Raw genomic sequence first — 18,910 nt, 5'->3', positions numbered from 1 at the left:
CCGTCAGTCGGCGAAGCGCAGGACGTACCGCTTCTGCCAAGGAGTTTCGACCGCGTGGCTGTCGTAGTTCTCGCGAACGAAGTCCACGGCTTTCGCGGGTGGCACGCCGTCGAGCACCGCGAGACAAGCGAGGGCTGTGCCCGTCCTTCCGCGCCCGCCTGCGCAGGCGAACTCGACGCGCTCGGTGTCGGTGCGGGCCCAGGCATCGGCCAGGATCCTCCGGGCCTGGTCGCGGTCGGCGGGCAGCCGGAAGTCCGGCCAGCGCAGCCACTGGGCCGCCCAGGGAACCTCGGGCGGCTGCTTGCCGAGCAGATGGACGGCGTACGTGGGCGGAGGTCCGGCCGGGAGCGGTCGGCGCAGCCCACGGCCGCGGACCAGGCGTCCGGAGGGCAGGCGCAGGACGCCTGTGGCGGTGGGCTCCCAGGGCTCGGTCATACGCCGACGGTAGTCGTTGCCGTACCTGGGACGTGTCGGAAAGGATCAATTCCGGGGAGGGATCAAGGGCGGGGCACGGAGGCTCAGTTGTTCGCACGCTGCCTATCGGTTGTTCACACGCCGCTATCGAGGGAGTACCGCCCGGATCGTCTTGCCGCGGCTGCGCGCCCTGCGGCTGCGGTCGGCACGCGGCCCGGGAAACACCGTCACCTCACGGGCCAGCAGCCGCACCATGTGCCACCCGAAGCCCCCTCCTCCACCGTCCAAGTCGGGGGCGCGCTCGTGAGGGCCCTCCGAACTGGAGTCACCGACCGCGACGACCAGGGCGTCGTGGGATGCCGAGAGCGCGAGGGTGTAACGGCCGCCTCCGTGACGTACCGCGTTGGTGACGAGCTCGGACACGACAAGCACCAGGGACTCCGCCGCGTCCGCGGCCGGCACGGGGGAGAGGCCTGCCGCGAAGGACCGGGCCACCTCGCGGGCGTACAGGACTCCGGCAGAGCCCTCGCCCCGGACCGGCACGCCCCACTGCTCTCCCGACTGCCGGTCTGTCTGCTGCTCTGTCCCCAGGGCTGCCTGTCGGCCTGTCTGCTGGATCAACTGCCTGCTGTTCATGCGCGTACGCCCCAATCCGTGATCGGTTGTACCGCCTTGAGGCAGGCGTATGCCCGATCCATCGGCACTCAGACGCCCACAGAGCGTTGCGGATGCGAAATACAGCTCGTACGAGTGACGACGTGGGCCCGGTTACCTCCCGATTCCAGCTTGCAGAAAATCTATAGCGATGAAGGTAGACATGAGGCCCTACCAGGTCTAGATTCCTTCTCGTAACCACGAAGTCGAGTGAGGCGCGGCAGATCCGAATTGCCGCGCATGCCGGTTCGAAGCAGGTTGTGGAACGGCAGTGGAACGGCGGGGCCGGGCAGTAAAAAGGGTCCCGTGGTTGGTTGCCGGGCCGGGCGGTCCCAGGGACCGCGAGCAGTTCGCAGAACGACCGGCATGACGAGAAGTACGCAGTACTCGCAGTACAAGAGGTTGCACACGAACACACGAGAGAAAAGGAGGAAGACGCCATCAGGATCGCCCGGGCGCGGGAGTGTCCGCCCGGGTACCGCAGGCCCCGGAACGGAAAGGTGGTCCCACGGTCACGCATCCGCGATCCCCGCACCCCGGTCTCCACAGACCGGACTGCGGAAAACTCAAGGCCGGCGCAGCACGAAGCCGGTAGATGGTGTTGATTCCCTTGGGGCCCCGGTGTCGGACGGCACTGGGGCCCCTCTACGTTTTGAACTCAACAGCGACGACAGTTGCGACAGCGATCAGAGTGACGACAGCGAAGGCAGTGAGGTGCCGGTGACAGTAGACAACCAGCAGATCCCGTCCACACCCACGTCCCCTCCCCAGGACCGCTTCGACGACGACGACTATCCGGCGTACACGATGGGCCGCGCCGCCGAGATGATCGGTGCGACGCCCGCCTTCCTGCGCGCCATAGGCGTTGCGCGGCTGATCACCCCGCTGCGTTCGGAGGGCGGCCACCGGCGCTACTCGCGCTATCAGCTGCGCATCGCCGCACGCGCCCGCGAACTGGTCGACCAGGGCACTCCGGTCGGCGCCGCCTGCCGCATCGTCATCCTTGAGGACCAGCTCGAAGAAGCCCTGCGCCTGAACGGGAAACTGCGCGGCCCCACCCCTGAAGTCGGCACGACTTCCGTCAACTGAGCGCGGCTGGGACAGTCCTGCCTGTACAGCCTGCAGGGGGACTGTCCCAGCCGCCGCTTGTTCGGTTTCCCGGTCCTTCAGTCCCTTGGTCCCTCTCCGGTCCCTCGGGGCTGTGCTCGGTGCGCCCATAAGCCGTGGACCGTATTGCGGGACCGCTGGCATCGTCGCTGTCCATGACCGAACAAAGGTTCCTGGCACTGACGCCCCAGTACAGCCCGACCCGCTCTCTCCTCGCAGCTGCTGCCCGACGGCGCGGGATCGACGTGGAGGTGCCTCGCCACCGGGGGAGGAGCAGCTGATCTGCAGGGCCGGCCCGGTGGTCACTACTACGGCGGCCCGAAGTACGCCGCCGGGGTGAAGGGGGACCTCGGGGTGGCTCTGCTGGCTCCGGGTGACGGGTGGCTGTGTGCGCTTCCGGAGGAGTTCACCCGGCGGGGGATCGCCCTTTCGACACTGGCAGGGGTTCGGGAACTGCCCGGCCCTCTGTTCGTGAAGCCACCGAGCGACAAGAGCTTTCCAGCCGCTGTGTACGTGGACGGGCGCAGTCTTCCAGCAGGGCCTGGACTGCCTCCCGGACTGCCGGTACAGGTCAGCGAGGTGGTGGTCTGGTCCGCGGAGTTCCGGTTGTACGTCCTGGACGGGGAGGTCCGTACCGGGTCGCAGTACGCCACACACGGACTGCTCGACGCGGTCCCTCTGGATACCGCCCACCGTCGCCACGACGCTGCTCTGGCCTTCGCACGCCGCCTTCTCGCCTCCTGCGCGGACAGCCTCCCGAGTGCGGTGGTCCTGGACATCGGGCTGCTGTCTCCCAGCGGGGAGTGGGCCGTCGTCGAAGCGAACATGGCCTGGTTCAGCAGTTGCTACGCGGCCGACCCCGACCGGGCGCTGGACGTCGTCCTGCGCTCCGCAGGACCCGCCGAAGACCTACAGGGGCGGGACAAGGCGTACCTGCACCAGGACACCGGCCATCTGGTCGACCCGACCACCGGGAACGGCTGACCCGCAGGGCACGGCACCCAGCAGGCGGGTTGAAAGGTACACGTCCTGCACGTTTGTGCGAGTCCCGGCGTTGCGTACCTTTTTCCCGGCCGGGGCGGGGTGTGCAGGGACCGTCCCGTTCAGTCCCTGCGTTTCAGTCCCTCCGTTCAGTCCCTCGGCAAAAGGCCAGGTCAGAAGCGTGAAGCTGTTTTTGATGGAGGGACTGAGGGACTGAAGGGACTCAACTTTGCAGTATCCATCCCAATTGTGTGCGCGTGTGTATGCGGACGCGTGTAGTAGACAGGTATAAGCCTGAAGCGTTCATAACTAGGATTTTCAGTCCCTTCAGTCCCTTTCAGTCCCTCCAGTGGCCGGGCACAAGCCGCTGACCTGCAGGTTTACGGAGGGACTAAAGGGCAGGGACTGAACGGGACGGTCCCTGACTCTTCAGTCCCTGGCCCCTGGAAAACGGAGAAGCGACCGGACGTCGGTCACGAGTACGACAAGCCGCGGTCGGAACCCCCCTGCCCTGCAGGCCCCCGAAGGGCCCGGCCCGCGCCCGCGAGTGCGCCGGCGGAAAGACCGCTCGCCCGCCTACGGCCCAAAGGGACTCAAGGGACTGAAGAACTGATACAACGGCAGTTCCCCGCGGAGATTGCCCACCCTTGCGCTAGGCTCAGGACCTCATAGGAAAGTTCAGTCCCTTCAGTCCCTCATGCAGGCATCGACAAGGCGCTGACCAGCGCTTTTAATGTCAGGTACGAAGAGGGACCGAACGCACCACCGCTGACCCCGACAAGGACGACCGCGTGCCGCGCCACGGTGAAACCAGTACCCCAGTCCCTTCAGGGACTGTGCGGGCGCACGACGTTGCCCGCTGGTGCGCGGGCAACGGCTGGCCGGTTCACCCATTGGCCCCCGGCCGGAAGACTCCCGCCGCCAACTGCCCGACATGCAGGGACAACGGGCACCACAACACGCAGGACTGCCCCTGTCTCCCCGAGGGACGCTGGTGCCACGGCTTCCGGGCCGCGACCACCGACGCGGCCCGCATCGACGACTGGTGGGGCGCGCACCCGGCGATGGGTGTGGGCGTCGCCTGCGGGCCTGCCGGGCTCGTCGTCCTCGACGTGGACGCGCACAGCGCCGAAGTCCCCGACCGCAGCCGCCTCCTGCCGGGCATCCCCATCCACGACCGCGTCGACCTGACGGGCCTCGGTTCCGGGTTCGACACACTTGCCCTGCTGGCCGCCTTCCGCAAGCAGCCGGATCCGGCAAAGGACGAAACGACCCTCCGCGTACGCACTCCCTCGGGAGGTCTCCACATCTGGTACCGGAATACCCGCCCCGACACGCGCTTCCGCTCCTCCACCGGCTCCAGCCCCAAGGTCGCCCTCGCCTGGCAGGTCGACATCCGGGCCGACAACGGGTACATCGTCGCGCCCACGAACCGCACCCCTCAGGGCAGTTACGTCCCGGTCGGCGACACAAGGCTGCCGGCACCCCTCCCCGACTGGCTCGCCGATGAGCTCACGCGAACCGGACACGCCACCGTGCAGGGCTCCGACGGAGCGGACCCCGCAGCCCCCACAGCCACGCCCGAGGCGCTCACGGCCCTTTTGGAGCCCCGGGCGGTCCCGCACCCCCGCCCACGCACCTGGCGCACTCCCAGGACGGCACAGCGCCTTCTGGACCCTCTCCTGGCCGAGGTCGCGGCTTGCGCGGCGACGCCGCAGGGGGCCAGCTTCACCGAGAAGCTCAACCGGGCCGCGTACACCGCGGGAGGTCTGGTGGCCGGTGGCCACCTCTCCGAGCCGCAGGTACGCGACCTCCTGGCGGAAGCAGCCAGGACGGCCCGCCCGCACCAGCCGCAGCGCAACACCACGATCATCGATTCCGCCCTTGCCGCAGGTGCCACCCGACCGCTTCACCCCCAAGGACGCCCATGAGCAGCGCCGAGAGCACGAGCTTCGACGCCACTGCCGCCGCTCAGCAGATGCTCGAATTCCCGGTCCCCGAACCGGACCAGGACCCCACGGCGGCAGCCACGGCGCTGCCCGCGCAGCAGGCTGCAGGACACCCCGCAGCGCCGGGGGCCCTCGCCGTGCACGAACCGTTCGACCCACTCGGACTGCTGCCCGGAATGCTCACCGACCGGGGCAACGCCAAGCTGTTCGCCCAGCTGTACGGGGATCAGTTCCGCCACGTCGAGGGCCTGGGCTGGTACTCCTGGGACCAGTACCGCTGGAAGCGCACCGGCGGCGAGAAGGCCGCCCTGTGGGCCGCCGGGGACATGGCCGAGCAGATGCCCGCCCAGGACCCGCGCGGCTTCTTCAGCGACCGCGAGCTGTATGCCCACCGCAAGCGCACCATGTCGACACCAGGCATGAAGGCGCTGCTCACGCAGGCCAAGGCGTCCCCGGCGCTCACCCTCGACCCGGACGTCCTGGACGGCGACGCGTACGCGCTCTGCACCCCCGAAGGGGTCGTCGACCTCCAGACGGGTGACATGCGCAAGCCCAATCCGGTGACCGACCGGCACTCGCGGGCGACCAGCGTCGCCCCGGAGAACATGCCGACGCCCCGCTGGCACAAGTTCCTCCACGACACCTTCGGTGCCGACGACAAGGGTGTGGAGACCATCCGGTTCCTGCACCTGCTGCTCGGTTACTCGATCACCGGGGACGTCGGCGCGCAGGTCCTGCCGTTCCTCTTCGGCGCGGGCGCCAACGGCAAGTCCGTCCTGCTCGACGTGATGATCCAGATCCTCGGCGACTACGCGGACGCCGCGCCGCCCGGCTTCCTCATGGAGAAGGGCAAGTTCTCCGAGCACTCCACCGAGCTCACCGAACTGCACGGCCGCCGCATCATGGTCTGCTCCGAACTCAAGCCGAACGACAAGTTCGACGAGTCCCGGGTCAAGCTCCTCACCGGCGGCGACCGCATCAAGGCCCGCCGGATGCGCCAGGACTACTTCTCCTTCGCCCCCACCCACAAGCTGTGGCTGCTCGGCAACCACCGCCCCGAGGTCGGCACCGGCGGGCACGCCTTCTGGCGGCGCATCCGCCTCATCCCGTTCGAGCGCGTGGTCCCCAACAAGCACAAGATCGACAACCTGGCGTTCGAGCTCGTACGGGACGAGGGCCCCGGCATCCTCCACTGGCTCATCGAGGGCGCGATGAATTATCTGGAGACCCGGGATCCGCTCACCGGTCCTGATTCCGTACGCATGGCCACCGAGGCGTACGAGTCGACCGAGGATCACATCGGCCGCTTCCTGAAGGAGTGCTGCATCAAGAGTCCGCCCACCGCCAACGGGCACGACCGCGCCTCCGACCTCCGCGTCGAGCAGGGCGTGCTGTACGCCGAGTACGGCACCTGGTGCAACGCCAGTGAGGGAATCAGGCCTGCGACCTCGCGTTCCTTCGCCAGCCGCATCCGTCAGGAGCTCGGTCTCGCCTCGCCGAACGACATGATGAAGTCCAGCGGAAAGAAGTACTACCCGGGTCTGGGCCTGCTCTCCGACGAGGACGACCCCGCCGTTTCCGGACTCGTTTCCGGTTCTTCGAACGGTGCGGCAACCACATGACGCCCATTCGTGCACTGTGCCGCGACACCGGGCAGCCTTACGATGGGTACCGAGCCTCCGGGCAGACGCACAGACGGGGCCCGAAGAGTGGACCCGGCCCGGGGCGAGAAAACCGAGGCCGGTGCGTGGCCGGACACAACGAGGAGGGGCTTCAGCCATGAGCTCGCTACTGAACGAGAGCGATCTCGCCCACGAGAATGCGGTGGTGTGGCTGGAAAGCCCCGACGACCTCGACTACGTCCGCCAGGCGCTCGACAAGACCCCACGCCGCCGCGGTAAGCCGCGCTACGCCCGTGACGGCCGCCTCGTCGGCTACACGGAGCTAGACGAGCACGCCGAGGCCGACCCGGACAGCGGCCTGCACAAGCGCCGCGTCTTCTTCCTGCTCCCGCACGACCGGGACACCGCACCCGGCGGGTACTACGCGGAGGGCGCCCCCGGCGAGGCCGTCGACCCGCGGACGATCGACCCGCAGAAGGTCGGCGAGAAGACCCCGCGTTCGCAGCAGGGGGCTTCGGCAGCGGCCATAGCGATGCCGTGAGGTTCTGAGGGCACGGCTGCCGGGTTCTTCGCCGCGGCGCACATCAAGGTGGCGGCGGACCGCGTGCGGCCGGGCGAGCGGGGGAAACTGGGGCGGTGACCACCGCTCCGGCCCAGCCGCCGTACCGTGACCGCGACCGTCCAGCTCTTGGGCGCGGCGTTTCCACTCTCATCCCGTCCGGGCCCGGTGGCCCCGCCCCGGATTCCGCTGCGGACCGGGCGCGGGCGGCGCTGGCAGGAGTGCGGACGGTTCCCGTACATGCAGGGGTGCTGGAGGCCGCGATCGTACTGCTGGACGAACGAGCCCGGGTCAGCGACGACGAGACCGAGCGTGCGGCGGCGGGTGCGACGGTGGCGATGCTGCGGGCGGCCTTGGGGTGAGGTGCAGCAGTTTTTCGCGGTGTTCTTCCTGGTGTTTGACGTGGTGCTTGTCGTGCTGCTTGTCGTGGTGCTTTTCCCGGTGCTGCGAACGCGTGGGCCGTCAGAGGGCGGAGCTCTGCGTGGCGGCGCCGTGCAGAGCGGTGTGGACAGTGCGGGTGATGAAGTCGGCTTCCAGAGGGAGCTGGCGGAAGACGATCTGTACCCAGGCGGCTCCGGCGAGCATGTCCATCAGGAGGGCCGGGTCGGTGTCGGGGGCGAGTTCTCCGCGAGCGACGGCGCGGGTGAAGACCGGTTGTTCCTGGGCGAGCCGGTCGGCGAAGAAGTTCCGTGCGTGGGAGGCCAGCTCGGGGCTGTGGGTGGCTGCGCCGAGTGCCGCGATCGCGATGTCGGAGGTGGGCGGGACGGTGAGCAGTTGGACGAGGGAACCCAGGAGGGCCTCCAGGTCGCCCTGGAGGGTGCCCGTGTCGGGGAGCGGGAAGCCGAGCTGGGTGCCGTTGACGAGTGCTGCGCCGAGCAGAGCGCCTTTGGAGGGCCACCAGCGGTAGAGGGTGGTCTTGTTGACTCCGGCGCGGTCGGCCACGCCCTCGACGGTCAGGCCCTCGTACCCCTTCTCGCGGAGGAGGTCGAGCGTGGCGTCGAAGATCTCCTGGGATTTGCGGGGGGTGTTGATGCGCTTGCGTGGGGGCTGCTGCCCCCGCTGGGCCGGGGCCGGCTCGCTTGAAGGGTCCCGATTTTCGTCGCTCATGGTGGTCGACAGTAGCAAGGCAGGGAACTAGAAAACAACGCAACGTTGCATTTGGTGTTAGCGTGCCCGCCATGGAACTCCAAGCCTCGGCGCTGCCCCTTGTCTTCGTGCATGGCACCCGTGTCAGCGGCACGATGTGGCATCCGGTCATGGCGGCCGTCGACGACCGTGCCGATTCCTGCATCGCCACCCCTACCGAATCCCGTCGCCGGATGGCGGCACCCGACCTGCCGGGTCACGGGCGGCGGCGCGGTGAATCCTTCACCATGGACGCCGCCGTCGAGGCGGTGGCCGACGCCGTCGACGAACTCGGTGGGAAGGCCATGCTCGTGGGCCTCTCCCTCGGTGGATACGTCGCCATCGCCACCGCCGCCCGACACCCTGACCGGGTGGCGGGCCTGCTCGCCATCGGCTGTACGGCCGCGCCCCGCGGAGCGTACGCAACCTTCCTCCGGCGGCAGTTCCGGCTGGCGACCAGGCACGCTGGGACTGCCGAGCGCCTCAGCGTCCGCGGCTTCCGCCGGATGCTTCCCCCGCCCGCGGCGGAGGCCATGAGCGCGGGAGGCCTGTCCTGCGAGGTCATGGCCGACGTGGCGGACGCCGTCACCGGCATGGACCCGATCGCCGCACTCGGCGCCTATCCCGGTCCGGTCTGGCTGGCCAACGGCGCCCGCGACCCCTTCCGCAGCGACGAACGCGCCTTCCTCGCCGCCTGCCGCGACGGCCGCCTCACTGTCTGGCCGGGCCTCGGCCACCTCACACCCCTGGCCGACCCGCAGGCGCTTGCCCGTACGGTGCTCGACGCGGCGACGGTCGCGGGGCACCTGAACCGAACGGCTTCGGGCCTCAGGTCAGGATGAGAAGTGTGGCGAGAGCAGGGCCGAGTGCTCCGCCGAGCTGGTAGCAGAGGACGAAGAGGCCGAGCGCGGCCGGTCGTTGGGCGGCCGGGGCCTGCCGGCCCGCGTGTACGGACAGGACGGCGTTGCTGCCGGTGGGCGAGGACCTGGCACGAAAACTGCGCCGCCTGCTGATCTTCCTCGGCGACACCACCATCAAGTAGACCCGCCCTCGTCGGGGCGGGTCTGGGGGTTGTCGGTGCGTGGGGGGCGGGGGAGGATCGGCAGGCTGGTCAATGGGTTGGCCAGTTCCGGGTGCGGAGGGGGTAGTTGTGTCGGAGGCCAAGGACGAGCTCGACCGGTTGATGCGGGTCTTTCTCGGGGCGTTTGCCAATACGGGTGGCTCCCGGGCCGATGTCGGTGCCGTTCGGGAGGTGTTCATTCCGCAGGCGATGATCATCAAGAACGTCGGTGGCGAGCTTGTGGTGTACGACCTTGAGGGGTTCATCGAGCCCCGGGAGAAGCTCCTCGCCGGGGGGACGCTGACGGAGTTCTCCGAGTGGGAGGTCGCCGAGCGGACCGAGATCTTCGGGTCGATCGCGCACCGGTTCAGCGAGTACGGCAAGTCGGGGTTTCTCGACGGTGAGTGGTTCGAGGGTGCGGGGCGGAAGACCACTCAGTTCGTGCGGACGCCGGAGGGTTGGCGGATGAGTTCCATGGCGTGGGACGACGTGTAGGGGGAGTCGGCCGACCGCGTCGCGGACGAGGCGGGGTTCGCCGTGCTGCACGCCCCGGTTCACCGCCAGGGGATGTTCCGCCAGGGGCTTCCCTCGTGCTCCGTCAGAAGGCGGTGGGCCGTGACGTTCTGCTCGTAGAACGTGCCGTACTCCTCCTCGTCGAAGCGCAGCACCCTGCCCAGTGCGTAGCCTGCCGAGAAGGATTCCCAGGAGTGGTACGCGGACTTGCTCAGGGCGCCCGCGTACACGATGGCCTGTTCCGCTTCGGGCGGGGCGCAGTAGCGGGCCGACAGCCCCCAGCGGGCCAGGTTCACCGCGCGGCCGTAGTCGTAGGCGACCGTCGTCGACACCCGGCCGTCCGGGGGCAGCAGGCCGTCGGCGCGGAAGCGGGCCTCGTAGCGCAGGATACGGCGGACCAGTTCCTCCATGGACTTGATCGCGTCGTGCCCCTGGCCGTTGTCGTGCAGGTGTCCGGCGGCGGTTTCGCGCCACAGATCGGGGGAGGGGAGCTCGCCGCCGAGTCTCATGCGCAGGACTTCGCGGACGCGCAGGGCGAAGTCGGGTTCGTACGGGCTGTTGCGGGCTTTCAGGAGGAAGTCCAACTGATGCCGCCAGGTGGGATGGTCGGTGACGCCCCAGGTATCACGGAGCAGGGCGCGCTCCTTGAGGTAGTCGCGGCAGACCGAGCCCACCTCGTTCCACGGCACTCCGTTGCCCACCGCCAAGTGCACGCCGCAGGCCAGGCCGTACGCGAGAGGGCCGTGCAGTGCGCCGTGCCGGATGGCGAGGAGACGGTTGCGGGAGGGGGTGTCGTGCTCGGCGAAACAGCGCAGCCAGTGCGCGCGGTGTGGGGGTGTGGAGGGGAGCAGGAGCTGGGCCGGGGTGCCGATGTTGACGGCGAGGAGCTGGTGCGGGTCGGTCCAGTCGAACTCGGCGATCCACTTGAGGGACACCCCGTGGAACACCATGTCCGGGTGCCACGGCGGCAGCATCCCGCGCGTGAGTACGGGTTTGCAGTTGCGGCCCGCCGGATCCGGGTGCGGGCGCCAGTACACCCAGTCGGGGTCCGCGTCGATCTCGGCCCGTGAGGTGGGGATGTACAGCTCGGCGCCCGCGAGGACGCGTATCTGGGCGTCGACGTCGCCGCGCAGTCCCGCTTCGTGGAGCAGGAGTTCGGTCTCGGAGGGAGGGATCCAGGCCGTGGGAGCCATGGGGGTCGGGGGAGTTGTGGGCTGGTGGGGGGAGTGGGGGTTCATGACCACGGGATGTTCCGGTAGGGGCCGGTGGGGTCCTGGGTGAGGATGCGGTGCTGGATGAGGGACTCCTGGTAGGTGCGGCCCGCGATTTCGGTCCCGTCCCCGTCGAAGTGCAGCAGCCGGGTCAGGGCGTAGCCCAGGGAGAAGGCGGCCCAGGAGGTGTACGCCCGACGGGCCGCCTCGTCGATGGTCAGCACGGCCTGTTCGGCTTCCGGCGGTGAGATGTAGCGGGCGCCCAGGGCCAGTCGTACGACATTGACCGCGCGCCCGAAGTCGAAGGCGGCGAGGGTGTCGATCCGTTCGTCGGGCGCGAGGGCGCCGTCCGCCCGGAACCGCTCCTCGTACCGCAGGACGGTCCGCACCGTCATCACCGCCTCGGCCAGGTCGGCCGTAGACGCGTCGTGCCTGCTCAGCGTGGCGGTGACGGTGGCCGACCACTCCTCGTACGAAGGGACACGCTCCAGCCGTCGTACGAGCGTCCGCCTGGTATGCAGTACGAACTCCTGGACGCGGCCCACGAGCCGGGTGGCCAGCAGCTCGTCGAGCTTCTCCCGGTAGTCGGCACGGTTGTGGACGCGCCAGGGGCTGCGGAGGCGGTCGATGTCGGTGGCGTAGTCCTCGTAGGCGGCGCCGAGCTGGTTCCAGACGAGGCCGTTGTGGACGGCCAGTTGGGCGCCGAGAGCGAGGCCGCGGGCGAGGGGGCCGTGCAGGGGACCGCCGCTGTGCGTGAGGAGCCGGCCGCCCTGCTGCCCGCCGGTGCGGGCGCAGGCGTCCTCCCAGGCCTTGCGGTGCTTGGGGCGGGCGTCGAGCGTCATGGCGAACGGGGAGCCGTGGTTGACCGCGAGCAGCCACTTGTTGTCCGGCCAGATGCGGCCGAGTTCGGCGAGCGTGATCTGCCGGAACACCCATTCCGGATGCCAGGGCGGCAGCATGCCGGGGGTCAGAACGGGGATGTATGTACGGCCGGTGGCGGGGTCGCGGTGGGTGGGGAGGGGCGGGGTGTAACCGGGGGTGTCGGCGTGGAGGCGGGGGACGAGGAGGTAGAGCCGGGTGCAGGAGAGGATGTCCAGGACCTCGTCCGGGCGGGGGCTTTCGCTTCCGGTTCTGTTTCTGCTTCCGGTGCCGCTTCTGGTCCCGTGGCCGGGCTCGTACGCCGCGTGCAGTCTGCGCTCGATTTCGGTCGGCGGTGTCGCCCCGCGGGCGCCTGCCGCTGGTTCCGCTTCCGGTCCTGTACCCGTCCCCGTGATCACTCGCCGATCCTACGAAACCTGTGCGGAGCCGGTGCGCGTGGCACTGGCCGTGCCCGTGCGCAGCGCACGGTGGGCCGGAAACTTCGTGGTCACAGCGGTGGCGTTGTGACAGGCTCCCCGCTGTGACCAGCAACGACAGTAACGACGGCACCGGCGGCACCGCCGGCACCGGCGGCATCCGCATCACCCCGTTCGCCGAGCGGCCGGCGCTGATCGGCCGGGCCTACGAAATCGCCGACACCTGGCCGGAGTTCACCTCCCACGAACCGGTCGTCAGGGCGCTTCTCGGCTGGGTGGTCGAGGAGTTCCCGGAGTACTGCGTGGTGGCCACCGATGGTGACCGCGTCGTCGCGCGCGGGTTCAGCGTGCCCTTCAACGCGGTGCTCGAAGGCCGTGAGGAGATGCCGGACCGGGGCTGGGACCAAGTGCTGCTGTGGGCGTTCGCGGACCGCAGGCAAGGGAACTCGCCCACGGTCGCCAGCGCGCTGGAGATCACCGTGGACGCCGACTACCTCGGCCGCGGTCTGTCGTACCGCATGCTCGCCGCGATGCGCGAAGCCGTCGGCAGCCAGGGCCACGACACACTCCTCGCCCCGGTACGCCCCAACGCCAAGCACCTTTGGCCCCGCGTTCCCATGGCCGCGTACCTCGAAGGCCTCCGTGCGGACGGGCTTCCGGCCGACCCGTGGGTACGTGTCCACGTCAAGGTGGGCGGCACCGTCGAGAAGATCGCGCCCGCGTCGATGACGGTCAGCGGCTCCCTCGCCGAGTGGCGGCGGTGGACCGGCCTGCCCTTCGACCGGGACGGGGAGATCGAGGTTCCCGCCGCGCTCGTCCCGGTGCAGTGCTCGCTCGTCCACGACCGTGCCGTGTACGTCGAACCGAATGTGTGGGTACGTCACCGGGTGTCGCACCGCGCCGAATAGGCGCTGGGTACGCGCCCGGTGGCCGTCCGACGACCGTCCGGTGGCTGTCCGGTCGCCGTCCGGGTGACCTCCCGGCGAGTGCGTCCGGGGGTGCCGGTCAGCCGGGCATCCGCCGGGCCGCCCGCGCACCCGCCGGTCAGCCGCGCACCCGCCGGGCCGCCCGCGCCGCCGTCTCCCGCAGCCAGATGTGGGCCGGGTCGTGGGTGTGGACCGGGTGCCACCACATCGCCTCGCGCACCGGCACCGCTTCGAAGGGGCAGGGGAGGATGCGTACTGCCGCCGGGCCCGCCACCCGTCGTGCCAGCCGTTCCTGGATCATCGCGACCCGGCGCGTTCCCTCCACCAGGTACGGCAGCAACTGGAAGGTCTGGACCGAGACCTCCACCCGCGGGCTGACCCCGATCATGCTCAACTGCCGCGCGGCCGGTGCGTCGTACGGGCGCTGGTAGACCGCCCACGGCAGCCGGGCCAGGTCGTCCAGGGTGAGCTCCGTGCCGATCTCCGGGTGGTCGTCGGCGACCAGGCACACCCACCGGTCGGTCAGCAGGTCCACGGAGGGGAAGCCGTCGATGATGGCGTGCGGCATCAGCAGGCCGTCCACGGAGGTCAGTTCGGCCGCGGTGTTCTCGACCACGGCCGGAGTGCTCTGCCGGAAGGTGAGGCGGACATTCGGGGCTTCGTCGTGCACGAGACGGCTCAGCGCGGCGCCGAAGACCGCCGCCCCGTAGTCCGAACCGAGCAAGGTGAACTCCCGAGTCTCGGTCGCCGGGTCGAACTCCGCCTGGCTGCTGAAGACCCTGTCGAGGAGGTCGCAGGCGGTGGCACTGCGGTCGTGCAGGACGACGCCGAGCGGGCTGAACCTCGCGCTCACCGCGGAGATCAACGGCGAGAGAGTGGGCACCGACAGCCTTGCCCACATGAGCTGGACCTTCGAGGAAATGACGGCCTATGCCTCACGCGGTACGCGCGTCGTGCCCGGCGACGTCCTCGGCTCCGGCACCTGCGGCAACGGCGGCTGCCTCGCCGAACTCTGGGGCGTACGGGGCGAACAGGTTCCGCCGCCCCTGAAGCCGGGCGACACGGTCACCCTCACGGTCGAAGGCCTCGGCACGGTCTCCAACACCATCGTTCCGGGCCCGTCCCCGGTCCCGCTTCCCAAGGCCCGCCGCCGCAACCGGACTTGACCGCTCCGGGCTGACGGGCGAGCCGCCCCGGCTGTCCGTCGCCTCGTTATGACTTCGGCCGCAGGTGGTTGCGCTGTCCGTCGTGGTCGAGGATGCAGAGGATCTCGGCCGGGCCGCCGTGGGCTCCGAAGGCGTGCGGAATCATCGTGGAGAACTCCGCCGCCTCGCCCGCCTCGACCAGGATCGTCCGGTCTCCCAGAACCAGTTCGACCGTGCCGGACAAGACGGTGAACCAGTCCTTGCCCGGGTGTACGCCCAGAGTCTCCGGAGGGCGCCTGGCCGCCGGCTGGGTGACACGGATCTTGGCCACGGTCGCGCCCTGCGGTCCCGCGTCTCTGCTCAGCAGCCAACTGGTCACGCCGTGCACCTCGTCGCGCTGCGGCCGGATCACCACGTCCTCGTCGGCAACCGTCTCCACCAGCTGGTCGAGTGAGGTGCCGAGCGCGCGGGCGATCGGGGTCAGCTGGTCGAGGGCGATCCGGCGGTGGCCCGTCTCGATGCGGCTGAGGGTGGAGGGGCTCAGATAGCAGCGGGCGGCGAGGTCGTCGAGCGACCAGCCCTTGGCCACGCGGAGCCCTCTGATCCGCTTGCGTACGAGGTTGTCGAGATCGCCGTCTTGCGTCATACGCAAGAGTGTATGCCGTTCACGCAAGTGCGACGTATGGTCGATTCATGGGAAATCACCACGAGAAGCAGAATCAGCACGGTCACAGCCATGGGAGCGGGCAGGGGCAGGGGAATGGGCACGGGAGCGGGCAGGGCCATGAGCACGGGAGCCATGCCCACTCCGCTCACGCCGATCACTCCGCCGGGACCGACCAGTCCGCCGAGACCGACCAGTCTGGCCTGGCCGAGGTCCTGGACCTTGACGCCGAGGTCCTCCACTCGTACCTCTCCGAGGTGACCGACCTGCTCGGCGAGCTGACAGCCGACGCGCCCCCGCGCCGCATCCTCGATCTGGGGAGCGGTACCGGAACCGGCACTCTCGCCCTGCTCCGCCGCTTCGGCGGGGCCGACGCCGTTGCCGTGGACGTTTCTGAGGAGATGCTGCAGCGTGTCACCGCCAAGGTGCGTGACGCGGGAATCGGCGAGAGCCGGATCCGTACCGTACGGGCGGACCTGGACGGCGACTGGCCGGACGGCCTCGGCCCCGTCGACCTCATGTGGGCCGCCGCCTCGCTCCACCACATGGCGGACCCGGACCGGGCCCTCGCCGACGTCTTCGCGACGCTGCGGCCCGGCGGGCTGCTGGCCGTCGCTGAGATGGAGGCGTCGCCGTTCCCGCGTTTCCTGTCCGAGGAGCTCGAAGCGGAACTCGGCCGGCCGGGGCTCGAAGAGCGCTGCCATGCCGCGCTCGCCGACCAGCACACCGAGGCCGTGCCGCACCTGGGTGACGACTGGGGCACCCGCCTGGCAGCCGCCGGATTCACGGTCGAGGCGGACCGCCGCTTCGACATCCGGCTGACCGCCCCGCTGCCCGCCGCCACCGGCCGCTACGCTCGGGCGACCCTGAGCCGTCTGCGCTACCACCTCGAAGACCGCCTGAGCGCCGACGACCTCGCCGCGCTCACCGTCCTCCTCGACGGAGAGGGACCCGAGAGCATCCTGCGCCGCGACGACCTCACGGTCCGTACGACGAGGCTGCTGTGGGTGGCCAGGCGCCCTTGACCGGGAACGCCCGGGAACGCCCGGGAATGCCCGGGGCCGCCGCCGGGGGCACGGGCGTTACGCGCTCGCCAGCGTGAGCTTGGCAGCGAACCCCAGGAACAGCACTCCGGCCGCCGAAGTTGCCCCCGCCGAAAGCCTCTTGCGGCGGCGGAAGGCGGCGGCGAGCCGGGTGCCGCTGAAGATCAGCGCGGTGAGGTAGAGGAAGCTCGCCAGCTGGGCGAGAGCGCCGAGCAGGACGAAGGAGAGGGCGGGGTACGCGTAGGCCGGATCGACGAACTGCACGAAGAAGGAGATGAAGAAGAGAATCGCCTTGGGGTTGAGGAGGCTGATCACCAGGGCGCGGCGGTACGGGCGTTCCCGCTTGGCCGGCGCGGTGGATTCCGCAGTCCGGGCGGCTTGGGCAGCGCCGACAGTGCTGGTGGTCCCGACAGTCCCGGCGGTTCCGGCAGGCCCGGCGGCCAGGTCCGGCTCTGCCTCGCGCCGTGTACGCCACATCGACCGCGCGGCCCGCATCATGCCGATCGCGAGCCAGGTCAGATAGCCCGCGCCCGCGTACTTCACGATGCCGAACAGCAACGCGTTCGCCTGGAGCAGGGAGGCGACCCCCGCAGCCGACAGCACCATCAGCACGGCGTCGCCGCACCAGACGCCGGCCGCCGCCGTATAACCGGAGCGGACGCCCCGGCGGGCCGCGACGGACAGTACGTACAACGAATTCGGTCCCGGCAGCAGCACTATCAGGACGAGACCTATGAGATAGGTCGGAAGATCGGTTACACCCAACATGCGCGGAGTCTCGCACGCGCGAACGATGCGCTGCCTCCGCATTTCGAATACCGGAACACCACTATCGGAATTCGACCACCCGCTTGTGGCTCGGAGCGGTGACCTTACGTGGTGACCTTACGGCGCTTCGGCCGGGGCGCAGGAGAGGTCGCGTTCGTAGCAGAGGGAGGTGGGCAGGCCCTCGTACGAACCGAAGTTGGGGATGCGGCGGTAGCCGGAGCGTGTGTAGAAGCGGACGGCGTCGGGCTGGGCGAGGCCCGTTTCCAGCCGCAGCCGGGTCCAGCCCTGCTCCCGTGCCCACTCCTCCAGCGCGTTCAGGATGTGTGGCGCGGCACCCGCTCCCCGGTGGGCTGGGGCCACGTACATCCGCTTGAGTTCGCCGATGCCGGAGCCCAGGTCACGGAGCCCTCCGCAGCCGACGGCGGTTCCGTCGTCGGCGCGCGCCACGACGAACACCGCGATGTCCGTCGCGGACGGCGGCGTTCCGGGCTCGCTGTCCGGGGTCCCGTACCGTACGGCGATCTCGGCCCGCTGCTGTGCGCGGAGCGCGGCCGCTTCGGGGTCCTGCCATGCGACTTCTTCGATCCGTATGCCGTTCTTCATGGGGCGGGATTCTGCCCGGCGGGTGTTTCGGGGAGGTGAACCGGGGCGGGCGTCGGCCCTCGTAGCGTGGGCGGTGTCCTGCAGGCCGTCGAGTCAGTCCGTCGAGTGGGAGAAGCTCATGCCAGAGAAGCCAGAGAAGCCAGAGCAGCCAGAGCAGCCAGAGCAGCAAGGTCAGTCCGGTGATGCGGCTGCCATGCCCATGTCCGAGGAAGCCATCCGCGCCGCCAACGTCGGTACCCCCGAGATCCTCGACGCCCGGATCCGGATCGATCCTTACGACCCCGCCTGGCCTCTCGTGTACGAGGCGGAGGCCGGTCGCATTCGGAGCGAACTGCCCGACGCCCTCGGACTCTTCCACGCGGGGTCGACCTCCGTGCCGGGGCTGCCCGCCAAGCCCGTCCTCGACCTGGTGCTCGTCGTCCCCGACCCGGCCGACGAAGACTCCTACGTGCCGCGCCTCCAGGGGCTCGGTTACGTCCTCGCCATCCGGGAGCCCGACTGGTACGAGCACCGGGTCCTGAAGAAGTCCGGGCTCAGCGCCGCCCTTCCCCACGCCAACCTGCACGTCTTTCCGCCCGACTGCGCCGAGACCGACCGGATGCTCCGCTTCCGCGACCACCTGCGCGGCCACGCCGCCGACCGTGACCTCTACGGCCGTACGAAGCTCCGGCTCGCCGCACAGGAATGGCGGTTCATGCAGAACTACGCCGACGCGAAGACCGAGGTCGTCGCGGAGATCATGGCGAGGGCCGAGCGCGGGACGGCCCGATTCCCGATTTCTGGTTCCTCGACCTGACTCCTTGCCTTGACTCCTTGCCTTGACGTCGGTGTCAACGTCTAGCGTCGTACCCATGCGCATCGGCGAACTGGCGGAACAGGCGGGGGTCAGCACCCGGACCCTGCGGTACTACGAGTCCCGCGGGCTGCTGCCCGCCAGGCGCGCGGTCAACGGATACCGCGTGTACGGCGACGACGACCTGCGGCTCGTGGAACAGATCCGCACGCTCCAGGACGTCGGGTTCGGCCTGGAGGAGACCCGGCCGTTCGTGGAGTGCCTGCAGGCCGGGCATCCGGCCGGGGACTCCTGCCCTGCCTCGCTCGATGTCTACCGGCGCAAGCTCGCCGAGCTCGACGTACTGATCGAGGAGCTGCGGACGGTTCGCGAGCGGGTGGGGGCCCAGCTGGTACGTGCGGAGGCCGAGCTTCCGGACGGGCCCGAGCCGCGATGCGAACTGACTCACGGATTGATTCACGGTCCGACCGACTGAGGG

22 protein-coding genes and 1 pseudogene are annotated in these 18,910 nt (G+C 69.6%); 13 read left to right on the top strand and 10 right to left on the bottom strand.

Annotation, left to right across the window (positions count from 1 at the left end):
- Positions 1–3 precede the first annotated feature (3 nt).
- Both AB0D18_RS19850 and AB0D18_RS19845 read right to left on the bottom strand, forming a co-directional pair.
- On the bottom strand, positions 4–435 hold the full coding sequence (locus AB0D18_RS19850; RefSeq protein WP_362419836.1) for a protein-tyrosine phosphatase family protein: 432 nt from the start codon (positions 433–435) through the stop codon (positions 4–6).
- 123 nt (positions 436–558) lie between these two features.
- Complete coding sequence (locus tag AB0D18_RS19845; protein ID WP_362419833.1) at positions 559–1,050, bottom strand: ATP-binding protein; 492 nt, start codon at positions 1,048–1,050, stop codon at positions 559–561.
- A 738-nt stretch (positions 1,051–1,788) separates the two neighbouring features.
- Between AB0D18_RS19845 and AB0D18_RS19840 the strand changes: the two genes are divergently transcribed.
- From AB0D18_RS19840 to AB0D18_RS19815, 6 genes are all read left to right on the top strand, one after another.
- Entirely contained in the window at positions 1,789–2,157 is a 369-nt protein-coding gene (locus AB0D18_RS19840) for a MerR family transcriptional regulator (RefSeq protein WP_362419830.1), read from the top strand.
- Between the two features lie 354 nt (positions 2,158–2,511).
- On the top strand, positions 2,512–3,159 hold the full coding sequence (locus tag AB0D18_RS19835) for an ATP-grasp domain-containing protein (protein WP_362419827.1): 648 nt from the start codon (positions 2,512–2,514) through the stop codon (positions 3,157–3,159).
- An 890-nt stretch (positions 3,160–4,049) separates the two neighbouring features.
- Positions 4,050–5,087: a bifunctional DNA primase/polymerase gene (locus tag AB0D18_RS19830; RefSeq protein ID WP_362419824.1), complete on the top strand. Its 1,038-nt coding sequence runs from the start codon at positions 4,050–4,052 to the stop codon at positions 5,085–5,087.
- Positions 5,084–6,727 (top strand): phage/plasmid primase, P4 family, encoded by a 1,644-nt coding sequence (locus AB0D18_RS19825; protein WP_362419821.1) that lies wholly within the window; start codon positions 5,084–5,086, stop codon positions 6,725–6,727. Before AB0D18_RS19830 ends, AB0D18_RS19825 begins: the two co-directional genes overlap by 4 nt.
- Before the next feature lie 157 nt (positions 6,728–6,884).
- Positions 6,885–7,268 carry a DUF6009 family protein gene (locus tag AB0D18_RS19820; RefSeq protein ID WP_189823634.1) on the top strand — a complete coding sequence of 128 codons (384 nt, stop codon included), beginning with the start codon at positions 6,885–6,887 and terminating at the stop codon, positions 7,266–7,268.
- 95 nt (positions 7,269–7,363) lie between these two features.
- Positions 7,364–7,648, top strand: a complete 285-nt coding sequence (locus AB0D18_RS19815; RefSeq protein ID WP_362419818.1) for a hypothetical protein — start codon at positions 7,364–7,366, stop codon at positions 7,646–7,648.
- A 100-nt stretch (positions 7,649–7,748) separates the two neighbouring features.
- Here the strand turns inward: AB0D18_RS19815 and AB0D18_RS19810 are convergent, their stop codons facing one another.
- Positions 7,749–8,393: a TetR/AcrR family transcriptional regulator gene (locus tag AB0D18_RS19810; protein WP_362419815.1), complete on the bottom strand. Its 645-nt coding sequence runs from the start codon at positions 8,391–8,393 to the stop codon at positions 7,749–7,751.
- Positions 8,394–8,464: 71 nt separating this feature from the next.
- Here AB0D18_RS19810 and AB0D18_RS19805 point away from each other — a divergent pair, with 71 nt between their 5' ends.
- The gene (locus AB0D18_RS19805) at positions 8,465–9,253 is read left to right on the top strand and encodes an alpha/beta hydrolase (protein WP_362419812.1); all 789 of its coding nucleotides are present in this window, start codon (positions 8,465–8,467) and stop codon (positions 9,251–9,253) included.
- Here AB0D18_RS19805 and AB0D18_RS19800 read toward each other — a convergent pair.
- A complete protein-coding gene (locus tag AB0D18_RS19800; RefSeq protein ID WP_362419810.1) occupies positions 9,240–9,440 on the bottom strand; it encodes a hypothetical protein in 201 nt (66 codons plus the stop codon). The two genes, AB0D18_RS19805 and AB0D18_RS19800, sit on opposite strands and share 14 nt — an antisense overlap.
- Before the next feature lie 121 nt (positions 9,441–9,561).
- On the opposite strand from AB0D18_RS19800, the gene AB0D18_RS19795 reads away from it, so the two are divergent.
- A complete protein-coding gene (locus tag AB0D18_RS19795; protein ID WP_362419807.1) occupies positions 9,562–9,966 on the top strand; it encodes a DUF4440 domain-containing protein in 405 nt (134 codons plus the stop codon).
- 59 nt (positions 9,967–10,025) lie between these two features.
- Here the strand turns inward: AB0D18_RS19795 and AB0D18_RS19790 are convergent, their stop codons facing one another.
- Complete coding sequence (locus tag AB0D18_RS19790; protein WP_362419804.1) at positions 10,026–11,222, bottom strand: DUF1266 domain-containing protein; 1,197 nt, start codon at positions 11,220–11,222, stop codon at positions 10,026–10,028.
- The gene (locus tag AB0D18_RS19785) at positions 11,219–12,472 is read right to left on the bottom strand and encodes a DUF1266 domain-containing protein (RefSeq protein ID WP_362419801.1); all 1,254 of its coding nucleotides are present in this window, start codon (positions 12,470–12,472) and stop codon (positions 11,219–11,221) included. The genes AB0D18_RS19790 and AB0D18_RS19785 overlap by 4 nt, the downstream gene beginning before the upstream one ends.
- Before the next feature lie 122 nt (positions 12,473–12,594).
- Between AB0D18_RS19785 and AB0D18_RS19780 the strand changes: the two genes are divergently transcribed.
- Positions 12,595–13,398, top strand: coding sequence for an N-acetyltransferase (locus AB0D18_RS19780; RefSeq protein WP_362419798.1), 804 nt, complete (start codon positions 12,595–12,597; stop codon positions 13,396–13,398).
- A 136-nt stretch (positions 13,399–13,534) separates the two neighbouring features.
- On the opposite strand, the gene AB0D18_RS19775 is transcribed toward AB0D18_RS19780, so the two are convergent.
- Entirely contained in the window at positions 13,535–14,317 is a 783-nt protein-coding gene (locus AB0D18_RS19775) for a LysR substrate-binding domain-containing protein (protein ID WP_362419795.1), read from the bottom strand.
- On the opposite strand from AB0D18_RS19775, the pseudogene AB0D18_RS19770 reads away from it, so the two are divergent.
- Positions 14,253–14,582 (top strand): annotated as a pseudogene (locus AB0D18_RS19770) (fumarylacetoacetate hydrolase family protein); the annotation flags it as partial. The gene AB0D18_RS19775 and the pseudogene AB0D18_RS19770 sit on opposite strands and share 65 nt — an antisense overlap.
- Before the next feature lie 46 nt (positions 14,583–14,628).
- Here the strand turns inward: AB0D18_RS19770 and AB0D18_RS19765 are convergent.
- Complete coding sequence (locus tag AB0D18_RS19765; RefSeq protein WP_362419792.1) at positions 14,629–15,207, bottom strand: helix-turn-helix transcriptional regulator; 579 nt, start codon at positions 15,205–15,207, stop codon at positions 14,629–14,631.
- A gap of 47 nt (positions 15,208–15,254) precedes the next feature.
- On the opposite strand from AB0D18_RS19765, the gene AB0D18_RS19760 reads away from it, so the two are divergent.
- On the top strand, positions 15,255–16,250 hold the full coding sequence (locus AB0D18_RS19760) for a methyltransferase domain-containing protein (RefSeq protein ID WP_362419789.1): 996 nt from the start codon (positions 15,255–15,257) through the stop codon (positions 16,248–16,250).
- A 57-nt stretch (positions 16,251–16,307) separates the two neighbouring features.
- Here the strand turns inward: AB0D18_RS19760 and leuE are convergent, their stop codons facing one another.
- Together leuE and AB0D18_RS19750 are read right to left on the bottom strand one after the other, a co-directional pair.
- Positions 16,308–17,036 (bottom strand): leucine efflux protein LeuE, encoded by a 729-nt coding sequence (gene leuE, locus AB0D18_RS19755; RefSeq protein WP_362419786.1) that lies wholly within the window; start codon positions 17,034–17,036, stop codon positions 16,308–16,310.
- Positions 17,037–17,153: 117 nt separating this feature from the next.
- Complete coding sequence (locus AB0D18_RS19750) at positions 17,154–17,639, bottom strand: GNAT family N-acetyltransferase (RefSeq protein ID WP_362419783.1); 486 nt, start codon at positions 17,637–17,639, stop codon at positions 17,154–17,156.
- Between the two features lie 199 nt (positions 17,640–17,838).
- Here AB0D18_RS19750 and AB0D18_RS19745 point away from each other — a divergent pair, with 199 nt between their 5' ends.
- The gene (locus AB0D18_RS19745) at positions 17,839–18,435 is read left to right on the top strand and encodes a GrpB family protein (RefSeq protein ID WP_362419780.1); all 597 of its coding nucleotides are present in this window, start codon (positions 17,839–17,841) and stop codon (positions 18,433–18,435) included.
- 55 nt (positions 18,436–18,490) lie between these two features.
- The gene (locus AB0D18_RS19740; RefSeq protein ID WP_362419777.1) at positions 18,491–18,907 is read left to right on the top strand and encodes a MerR family transcriptional regulator; all 417 of its coding nucleotides are present in this window, start codon (positions 18,491–18,493) and stop codon (positions 18,905–18,907) included.
- Positions 18,908–18,910 lie beyond the last annotated feature (3 nt).

The organism is Streptomyces sp. NPDC048442, from assembly GCF_040651475.1.
Lineage (GTDB): Bacteria > Actinomycetota > Actinomycetes > Streptomycetales > Streptomycetaceae > Streptomyces.
Note: the sequence above shows the minus strand (reverse complement) of the source record. Positions and strands in the feature narration are given on the sequence as shown.